Genomic DNA, 10,676 nt, shown 5'->3' with positions numbered 1-10,676 from the left:
GCCGAGAACACCAGCCCGGCCTTACGAGCCCGGCTCACCAGCTGGATCGAGACGATGCTGTCACCGCCCAGCTCGAAGAAGCTGTCGTCGACGGACACCGACTCCAGGCCCAGCAGCTCGCCGTACAGCCGGCACAGCAGTTCCTCGCGCTCGGTGCGCGGGGCCCGCCGGGCGCCGCTGCCGGTGACCGTGGGCTCCGGCAGCGCACGCCGGTCCAGCTTGCCGTTCGCGGTGAGCGGCAGCGCGTCCAGTGCCACGAACGCGGACGGCACCATGTACTCGGGCAGCGCCTGCGCCACATGGGCGCGGGCCGCCGCGGTGTCCAGCTCCCCTGCGCGCGGCACGAGATAGGCGACCAGGCGCTTGATCCCGGGACGGTCCTCCCGGACGACCACCGCGACCTGTGCGGCGCCTTCGTAGCGCGCGAGCACGGACTCGATCTCGCCGAGCTCGATCCGGAAGCCGCGGACCTTGACCTGGTCGTCGGTGCGGCCCAGGTACTCGAGTTCGCCGTTCCGGGTCCAGCGGACGACGTCCCCGGTGCGGTACATCCGCGAGCCGGCGGGGCCGTACGGGTCGGCGACGAACCGCTCCGCCGTCATCCCCGGCCGGCCGAGGTAGCCGCGCGCCAGACCCGCGCCCGCGATGTACAGCTCACCCGCCACACCCGGCGCGACCGGACGCAGTGCCTCGTCCAGGACCTGGACGCGGCTGTTGCGGACGGGCCGGCCGATGAGCGGCCGTGCCGTTTCGCCGGTACGCGCGGTGAGGGTGTCGACGGTGGTCTCGGTGGGGCCGTAGAGGTTGACGCCGGTGACGCCGGGGGTCTCGGCCAGCTCCTGCCACAGGCCGGGGCTGACGGCCTCACCGCCGAGGGCGAGGATGCGCGGCCGGGCCGCCGGGTCCCGTACGAGGCCCTCCTCCATGAGCTGTTCGGCGTAGGACGGCGTGAGCTCCATGAAGTCGATGCCCGCGTCCCTTACGTACGCGATCAGCGCGGCCGGCTCGCGTCGGGTGTCGTCGTCGACGAGGTGCAGTTCGTGGCCGGCCACCATCCACAGCAGCGGGTCGATCGAGGCGTCGAAGGACACGGCGGCGGTGAGCGCGGCGCGCAGCGGCCGGCCCGTGTCCGCGGTGAGGTCCGCGTACAGCTCGTCGAAGTGGTGGTGGTACAGGTTGGCCAGGCTGCGGTGGGCGACCACGACGCCCTTGGGGCGGCCGGTCGAGCCAGAGGTGTGGATGACGTAGGCCGGGTGGTCGGGCCGCAGGGCGGTGGTCCGCTCGGAGTCGCCGGGGGCCGTGCCGGGCAGTCCGTCCAGCGCCTGGACGACGGCGGGGGCGTCGACCTCGACGCGGATGCCGCCGCGGTCCGCGGGGATCGCGTCACGGGTGGCCCGCGAGGTGAGCAGGACGCCGGCGCCGACGTCCTGGAGAAGCTGCGCGATGCGGTCCGCCGGCAGCGACGGGTCGACCGGGACGTAGGCGGCGCCCGCCTTCATGACGGCGAGGACGGCGACGACGAGGTCTGCCGTTCGCGGCAGGGCGACGGCGGCGTACTGCTCCGGTCCGACGCCGTGGCCGATGAGGAGCCGGGCCAGCTTGCCGGCGCGGGCCTCGAGCTCGGCGAAGGTCAGGCGGGTGTCCCCGGCGACCAGCGCGGTGGCGTGCGGGGTGCGCGCGGCCTGCTGCTCGAAGAGCTCCGGCAGCGTCGCGGCCGGGACGTCGCACGTGGCGCCCCGCCACTCGACGAGCACGCGGTGGCGCTCCTCCTCGGTGAGGACGTCCACCGACGACAGCGGCCGGTCGGGGTCCGTGACCAGTTCGGCGGTCAGCCGGACCAGACGCTCGGCGAGCTCCTGGACGGTCCGCGGGTCGAACAGGTCGGTGGCGAGCTCCACGCGTCCGCCGATGCCGGCCGGGCTGCCGTCCTCGGTGAACCGCTCCGCCAGTTGGAAGGACAGGTCGAACTTGGCGCCGTCCACCGTGGTGTCGTGCGGCTCGATCCGCAGGCCGTCGAGTTCGAGGCTCGCCTCCGCGTTGTTCTGGAGGGAGAGCATGACCTGGAACAGGGGGTGGCGGGCGAGGGAGCGCTCCGGGTTGAGGAGTTCGACCAGCCGCTCGAACGGCACGTCCTGATGGGCGTACGCGGCCAGGTCCGTCTCCCGCACCCGCTCCACCAGCTCACGGAACGTCGGGTCGCCCGACACATCCGTACGCAGCACGAGGGTGTTGACGAAGAAGCCGACCAGGTCGTCGAGCGCCTCGTCCGTACGGCCCGCGATCGGCGAGCCGATCGGGATGTCCGTGCCGGCGCCGAGCCGGCCGAGGAGGGCGGCGAGCGCCGCCTGCACCACCATGAAGACACTGGCCCGGCTCTGGCGCGCCAGGTGCGCCAGCGGTGCGTGCACCTCGGCCGGGATCTCGAGCGGGACGGTGTCGCCGCGGAAGCTCATCTCCGCGGGGCGGGGCCGGTCCGCCGGCAGCGCCAGTTCTTCCGGCAGCCCCGCGAGGGTGTGCTGCCAGAAGGCGGTCTGCCGCGCGAGACCGCTGTCCGGGTCGTCCTCGTCGCCGAGCAGGTCGCGCTGCCAGAGCGTGTAGTCGGCGTACTGGACGGGCAGCGGCTGCCGGGCAGGCGCCTGCCCGGCGCACCGGGCCCGGTACGCCTCGCCCAGGTCACGGGCCAGGGGCGCCATGGACCAGCCGTCGCCCGCGATGTGGTGGATGACGACGAGCAGGATGTGCTCGGTCGCGGACACCTTGAACAGCCGGGCCCGCAGCGGTGGTTCCACGGCCAGGTCGAAGTCCTGGGCCGCGGCCGCGGCCAGCGCCCGCTCGTCGTGGTTGGACACGGGCAGTTCGGGGCGCGCCTGCTCGGGTGCCAGGACCAGCTGGCGCGGCCGTCCGTCGGTGTCGGGGAAGACGGTGCGCAGGCTCTCGTGGCGGGTCACCACGTCACCCAGCGCCTCCCGCAGGGCGTCCGGGTCCAGGTCGCCGGTCAGGCGTACGGCCAGGGGCAGGTTGTAGGTGCCGTTCCGCTCCTCGAAGCGGTTCAGGAACCAGAGCCGGCGCTGGGCCGCGGAGAGCGGTACGGCCTCCGGGCGCACCCGCGCCACCAGGGCCGGCCGGGCGGCCGCGCTGTCGCCGAGCTGCTCGGCGAGGGCGGCGACCGTCGGGCTCTCGAACAGTGCGCGGACCGACAGTTCGGCGCCGAAGAGGGTCCGCACCCGGCTGACGAGCCGGGTGGCCAGCAGGGAGTGGCCGCCCAGGTCGAAGAAGCTGTCGTCGATGGAGATCCGCTCCACGCCGAGGACTTCGGCGAACAGTGCGCAGAGCGTGTGCTCGCGCTCGGTGCGCGGGGTCCGGCCGGTACCGGCGTCCGAACCGAAGTCGGGTGCGGGCAGGGCCCGCCGGTCCAGCTTGCCGTTCGGGTTGAGCGGCAGCTCGTCCAGGAACAGGAACGCGGACGGCACCATGTACTCGGGCAGTGCGGCGGCCACGTGGTCGCGCAGCCCGGCCGCGTCGGCGGCGGCGCCCTCGGCCAGGACCGTGTAGGCGACGATCCGCTGGTCGCCCGGCCGGTCCTCGCGGGCGACGACGGCGGTGCGGGCCACGGCCTCGTGGCGGGCGAGCACGGCCTCGATCTCCCCGAGCTCGATGCGGAAGCCGCGGACCTTCACCTGGTCGTCGGTGCGGCCCAGGTACTCGATCTCGCCGTCGGCGTTCCAGCGGACCAGGTCGCCCGTGCGGTACATCCGGCTGCCCGCCGGGCCGTAGGGGTCGGCGACGAACCGCTCACCGGTGAGTGCCGGCCGGTTGAGGTAGCCCCTGGCCAGGCCGGTGCCCGCCAGATAGAGCTCTCCCGGCACGCCCGGCGGCACCGGGCGCAGCCCGGCGTCCAGCACATGGGCGCGGGTGTTGTGCAGCGGCCGGCCGATCGGCGGTGTGCGCTCGACGGCCGCGTCGCCGTACCAGGCGGTGGCGTACACGGTGGCCTCTGTGGGCCCGTAGATGTTGGCGATCGACGAGCCGGGGATCGCGGTACGGATCGCCTCCGCGGTGTGGGCGGACAGGCCCTCGCCCGCGAGGACGACCAGATCGGCGCCGAACCGGGCGGGACCGCCCTGGCCGACGGTGTGCGCGAGGGCCGAGGGCACCGCGCTGATCAGGCTGTAGTGGCGGTCCTCGGTGCTCTCCAGCAGGGCGAGCACGTCGCGGACGACCTCGATGCGGCCGCCGCTGAGCAGCGGTCCGAACATCTCGAAGACGGAGACGTCGAAGTTGAGCGAGGTCGCCGCGAGGACGTCGGACAGCCGCTCGGCGCCGATGTCGGAGACGGCCCAGGCCGCGAAGTCGGCCACGCTGCGGTGGGCGACGACGACACCCTTGGGGCGGCCCGTCGATCCCGATGTGTAGATCACGTACGCCGGGTGGTCCGGGGTCAGCGGACGGACCCGGTCCGCGTCGGTGGGGGCGCCGGCGGGGAGCGCTGCCAGGCCGGCCAGGAGTGCCGGGTCGTCGAGCAGCAGCGCGTCGGTGCCGTCCGGGAGTACGGCGGCGGCCTCCTCGGTGGTGAGTACCAGCGTGGGCCGGGCGTCGGACAGCATGAAGGCGATGCGGTCCGCCGGGTAGTTGGGGTCGACCGGCAGATAGGCGGCACCGGACTTCAGCACGGCCAGCAGCGCGACGATCATCTCGTCGGAGCGCGGCAGGGCGAGCGCGACGAACTCCTCCGGTCCGGCGCCGTGCCGGATCAGCAGACGGGCGAGCCGGTTGGCGCGCTCGTCGAGCTCCGCGTAGGAGATCTCGCGGCCCGCGTGACCGACCGCCGGGCCGGCGGGGGTGCGGGCGGCCTGGGCCTGGAACAGCTCGGGCAGCGTGGCGGGCGGTACGTCCCGGTGGGTGTCGTTCCACTCGGTGAGGATCCGCTGCCGCTCCTCGTCGGTGAGCACGTCGACGGAGCCGATACGGGTGTCGGGCGCCGCGGTGACGGCGTCGAGCAGCCGCACGAGCCGGTCGCCGAGGGCCTCGACGGTCGTGCGGTCGAAGAGGTCGGCGGAGAACTCGACGAGACCGCTCAGCCCGGCGGGTCCGCCGTCCGCCGTGAACGTCTCCTCCAGGGAGAAGAGCAGGTCGAACTTGGCCGCCGACATCCCGACCGGCAGTGCGGCGGCCCGCACGCCGTCGAGGTCGAGCGTGGCCTCCGCGTTGTTCTGGAAGGCCAGCATCACCTGGAACAGCGGGTGGCGGGCGAGCGAGCGGACCGGGTTGAGGATCTCCACCAGCCGCTCGAAGGGCACGTCCTGGTTGGCGTACGCGGCCAGGTCCGTCTCCCGCACCCGCTCCACGAGTTCACGGAAGGTCGGGTCGCCGGAGAGGTCGGTGCGCAGCACCAGGGTGTTCACGAAGAATCCGACGAGGTCGTTCAGCGCCTCGTCCGTACGGCCCGCGATCACGCTGCCGACGGGGATGTCCTCGCCCGCCCCGAGGCGGCCGAGTAGCGACGCCAGCGCGGCCTGCACGACCATGAAGACGCTGGCCCGGTTCTCCCGGGCGACGGCGACGATCCGCTCGTGGACCTCGGCCGGCAGCCGCAGCGGGATGCTGTCGCCGCGGTAGGTGACCTCGGCCGGACGGGGCCGGTCCACCGGGAGGGACAGTTCCTCCGGCAGCCCGGCGAGGGCCGTCCGCCAGTGGTCGATCTGCCGGGCGAGCGGGCTGTCCTGGTCCGTCTCGTCACCGAGGACGTCCCGCTGCCACAGCGTGTAGTCGGCGTACTGGACCGGCAGCTGCTCCCACGCGGGGGCGGCGGCGCCGCGCCGTGCGTCGTAGGCGAGGCCGAGGTCGCGGGCGAAGGGGGCCATGGACCAGCCGTCGCCGGCGATGTGGTGCACCACGACGAGCAGGACGTGCTCGGTGGCGGACAGGCGCAGCAGCCGTGCGCGCAGCGGCGGCTGGGAGGCGAGGTCGAAGCCTTCCGCGGCGGCTTCGCCGAGGGCCGCGTCGAGTCCGGCCGCGGTGACGTCCGCCGTCGGCAGGGCCGGCCTGGCCTCCTCGGCCGGCAGCACGTGCTGGCGGGGCCGTCCGTCGACCTCGGGGAAGACGGTGCGCAGGCTCTCGTGCCGGGCGACCACGTCGGCGAGCGCGTCGTGCAGGGCGGCCCGGTCCAGGTCTCCGGTGAGCCGGAGTGCCAGCGGCAGGTTGTAGGTGGCGCCGGGCCCCTCGAATCGGCCCAGGAACCACAGCCGGCGCTGGGCCGGGGACAGCGGTATCTCCTCCGGCCGTTCCCGGGCCGCCAGCGCCTTGCGGGCACCTCCGGCACCGGCGATGCGGCCGGCGAGGGTGGCCACGGTCGGCGCCTCGAACAAGGCGCGGACGGCGAGTTCGGCGCTGAAGACGGACCGGATTCGGCTCACCAGCCGGGTGGCCAGCAGCGAGTGCCCCCCGAGGTCGAAGAAGCTGTCGTCGACCGAGACCGCCGGCAGGCCGAGGACTTCGGCGAAGAGCCCGGCGAGGATCTCCTCCTGGGCGTTGCGCGGGCCGCGCCCGGACGGCGCGGCGCCGAGCTCCGGCGCGGGCAGCGCCCTGCGGTCGACCTTGCCGTTGCCGGTCAGCGGAAGGGTGCCGAGGGTGACGAACGCGGACGGCACCATGTACTCGGGCAGGGCGGCGGCCACGTGCTCCCGCAGCACCGCCGGGTCGGTCTCCGCGCCTTCCGCGGGCACCGCGTAGGCGACGATCCGCTGGTCACCGGGACGGTCCTCACGGACGATCACCGACGCCTGCGCGACGGCCTCGTGGCGGGCGAGCACGGCCTCGATCTCGCCGAGTTCGATGCGGAAGCCGCGGACCTTCACCTGGTCGTCGGTCCGGCCCAGGTATTCGACCTGGCCGTGCGTGTTCCAGCGGACCAGGTCGCCCGTGCGGTACATCCGGCTGCCCGCCGGGCCGTAGGGGTCGGCGACGAACCGCTCACCGGTCAGGCCGGGCCGGCCGAGGTAGCCGCGGGCCAGTCCGGCACCGGCGATGTACAGCTCACCGGCGACGCCGGCGGGCACCGGGCGCAGGGCCGCGTCCAGTACGTACACCCGCATGCCGTCGAGCGGCCGGCCGATCGGCAGGGAGTCCGGTACCTCGGACGCCGACTCGACGCGGCTGGTGGTGGCGAAGGTCGTGGTCTCCGTCGGTCCGTAGCCGTCGACCAGCACCACTCCGGGGCAGGCCTCCAGCACGCGCCGGGCGGCCGCGGCCGGGACGACGTCACCACCGGTCCACACCTGGCGGACGCGGGCGAGGCAGCCGGGCCCCTCCTCGGCGATCAGCCGGAACAGGCCCGCGGTCAGCCACAGCGCGGTGACTCCGTGCCGGTCCACGACGTCCCGCAGCTTCACCGCGTCGAGATCCCCGGGCGGGGCGACGACGACCTGACCGCCCCCGAGCAGCGGGACCCACAGTTCGTAGGTGGACGCGTCGAACGCGGTCGGCGAGTGCAGCAGCACACGCTCGTGCCCGTCCTCGAAGCGGCGGTCGGCGGCCAGGGCGGCGATGTCGCGGTGGGTGACGCCGACGCCCTTGGGGAGGCCGGTGGACCCGGAGGTGAACATGACGTAGGCCAGCTGGTCCGGTCGCACGGTGACGCCCGGGTCGTGCGAGGGGGCGTCGGCCGCGGCGAGGGCCTGTCCGGCCTCGATCACGGTCAGGCCGGACGCCGCGCCGGGAACGGCTTCCGCCGAGTCCACGAGCAGCACCGTGGCGCCCGTCTCGGTGAGGATGTGGCCGATCCGGCTCTCCGGGAACCTGGGGTCGAGCGGCACGTACGCGCCGCCGGCCTTGAGGACGGCGAGCAGGGCCGCCACCAGATCGGCCGAGCGCTCCATGTACAGCGCGACCCGGTCCTCCGGCCCGACGCCTGCGGCGAGCAGCCGGTGCGCCAGCCGGTTGGCGCGTGCGTCGAGCTCTCCGTACGAGACGGCGCCCGCGTCGGCGACGACGGCCGCGGTGGACGGCGACCAGACGGCGAGGTCGCCGAAGAGTGCGGGCACCGCCCGGTCGTCGCGCTCGTCGCCCTCGCTGTCGTTCCAGGTGACGAGCAGTTGGTCGCGCTCGTCCTGGCCGAGGAGGGGGATCCGGCCGACCGGCGCGTCGTACGACTGTGCGGCGTTCTCCAGCACCCGCACCAGCCGGGCCATCAGGGCCTCGGCGGCGGCGGTGTCGAACAGATCGGTGCGGAAGTCCAGCCGAAGCTGCAGACGCTCGCCGGGGACGGCCGTCAGGATCAGCGGGTAGTGGGTGGCGTCGTGTCCTTCGATGCCGGTGACCGTGAGGCCGTGCCCGATCTCCAGCACGTCGGCGTCGAGCGGGTAGTTCTCGAACACCACCAGGGTGTCGAAGAGTTCGCCGTGTCCGGTCGCCTGCTGGATGTCGGTGAGACCGAGGTACTGGTGGTCCATGAGACCGGCCTGCTGGTCCTGCAGCCGGCCGAGCAGCGCGCCGAGCGGCTGCGCCGGGTCGAGGGTGACCCGTACCGGGAGGGTGTTGATGAACAGGCCGACCATGGACTCGATGCCGGGGACCTGCGGCGGGCGGCCGGAGACCGTGCCGCCGAAGACCACGTCCTCACGGCCGGTCAGCTGACCCACCACCATGGCCCAGGCGCCCTGGAACAGGGTGTTGAGGGTGACCCCGCCGGTGCGGCTGAGAGCGGTGAGCTGCTCGGTGACCGCCGCCGGGAGGTCGACGGTGACACGGTCGGGCGCGGCCGGGCTGCCGTCCCGGCCGCCGGGGGCGACCAGGGTCGGCTCGTCGAGCCCGTCGAGGACCTGCCGCCAGGCGGCCTCCGCGGCCGTCCGGTCCTGGCCCGCGATCCAGGTCAGGTACTCCCTGTTGGGGGTCACGTGCGGCAGCCGGCTGCCGTCTCCCTCGTGGCCGTAGAGCGCCAGCAGCTCCTTGACCAGCACGGGCATGGACCAGCCGTCGAGCAGGATGTGGTGGTTGGTGATCACCAGACGGTGCCGGTCGCCCGCGGTCCTCAGCAGCGCGAACCGCATCAGCGGGGCCTTGGCCGGATCGAAGCGTGCTGCCCGGTCCTCGTCCGTCCAGCGGCGGACGGCCGCCTCCCGGTCTTCGGCCGCCACGTCCCGGAAGTCCACTTCGGACCAGGGGAGGGCGACGCTCTCGGGGATCACCTGAACCGCGCCCTCGAGGCCCTCGTGGCGGAAGGCGGCGCGCAGGCCCGCGTGCCGGGCGAGCAGGGTGCCGGCCGCGGCGCGCAGGGCGTCCGCCCGCAGGGGGCCTTCGATGTCGAGGGCGAGCTGGACGGTGTAGACGTCGTCGCCCTGCTCGTCGTAGACCGCGTGGAAGAACAGGCCCTGCTGGAGCGGGGAGAGCGGCAGGATGTCCGCGATCCGCCCGTGGTCGGCCTCCAGTGCGTCGATCTGCTCCTGGGTCAGCGAGACCAGCGGACGCACGTCCGACGGGGTGAGCCCGCCGGCGGACGGCCGGCCGGCGTGCTGTGCGAGCGCGCGGAGGGCGTCGAACCAGCCCTCGGCCAGCGCCCGGACCTCCTCGTCGGAGAACAGGCCGGCGGGCCAGGACCAGTCGGCCACCAGTCGCGGGCCGTCGGCGTGGTCCTGGGTGACGGCGTTGAGGTCGAGGGCGTGGGTGAGCCGCATACCCGGGTCGCGGCCGTCGCCGAGGTCGGCGTCGGAGCGCAGTGACCAGTCGGCGCCCTCGGCGCCGGTGCCGTCACCGGCGTCGAAGCGGCCGAGGTAGTTGAAGCCGATCTGCGGCGCGGGCAGCCCGGCCAGCTCGGGGGAGGTCTCGGCGTTGAGGTGACGCAGCAGGCCGTAGCCGATGCCGTTGTCCGGCAGGGTGTGCAACTGCTCCTTGACCGCCTTCAGCGCACGGCCCGGATCGCTGTCCCGGCCGGCGTCCAGCCGCACCGGGAACATGCTGGTGAACCAGCCCACCGTGCGGGAGGTGTCCATTCCCTCGACGACGTCCTCACGGCCGTGCCCCTCGAGGTCGACCAGGACACTGGACGAACCGTCGCCCCGCCACGCGGCCACCGCCTGCGCGAAACCGGTGAGCAGCACATCGTTGACACCCGCGCGGTAGACGGCGGGGACGCGGGTCAGGAGCGGTGCGGTCACGTCGGCGGGGAGCGTCACGGACAGGTGCCGGACGGCCGAGGCGGTGTCGACCGCCGGGTCCAGCGGACGCGAGCCGAGCGGCGCGTCGTCACCGGCCAGCATGGACTGCCACAGCGGGAGTTCGGCGGCCCGCGCCTCGGCGAGAGCGGACAGCTCCTGCGCCCAGCGGCGGAACGAGGTCCCCACCGGCTCCAGCTCCGCACCCTCGTACGCCTGGGCGAGATCGGGGAGGAGAACGCGCCAGGAGATGCCGTCCACGACGAGGTGGTGGGCCATCAGCAGCAGCCGGTCCGCGTCCTCGAACCAGACGGCCTGGACCATCACGCCCGCGTCGGGCGCGAGCCGCTGCTGGGCATCGCGCGCCTCGGTGGCGATGTCCTGCTGTCCGGCACGGCGGAGGAGGCCGGCCGCCTGGACGGCGCCGGGGGCGGCGACCTCGAGGTTCCAGGCGTCGTCGCCGCGGAGCAGCCGCGAGCGCAGCACGTCGTGGCGGTCGAGCACCTTCTGCAGCGCCGCCTCGATCCGCTC

Annotated in this window: 1 protein-coding gene; it reads right to left on the bottom strand. The window is 74.0% G+C overall.

Annotation, left to right across the window (positions count from 1 at the left end):
* A partial coding sequence (locus ACWD01_RS36335) for an amino acid adenylation domain-containing protein (protein WP_451168129.1) occupies positions 1 to 10,676 on the bottom strand: 10,676 nt, incomplete at both ends.

It is taken from the genome of Streptomyces sp. NPDC002835 (assembly GCF_053591995.1).
The sequence above is the reverse complement of the archived record's forward strand: the minus strand, read 5'-3'. Positions and strand labels throughout refer to the sequence as shown.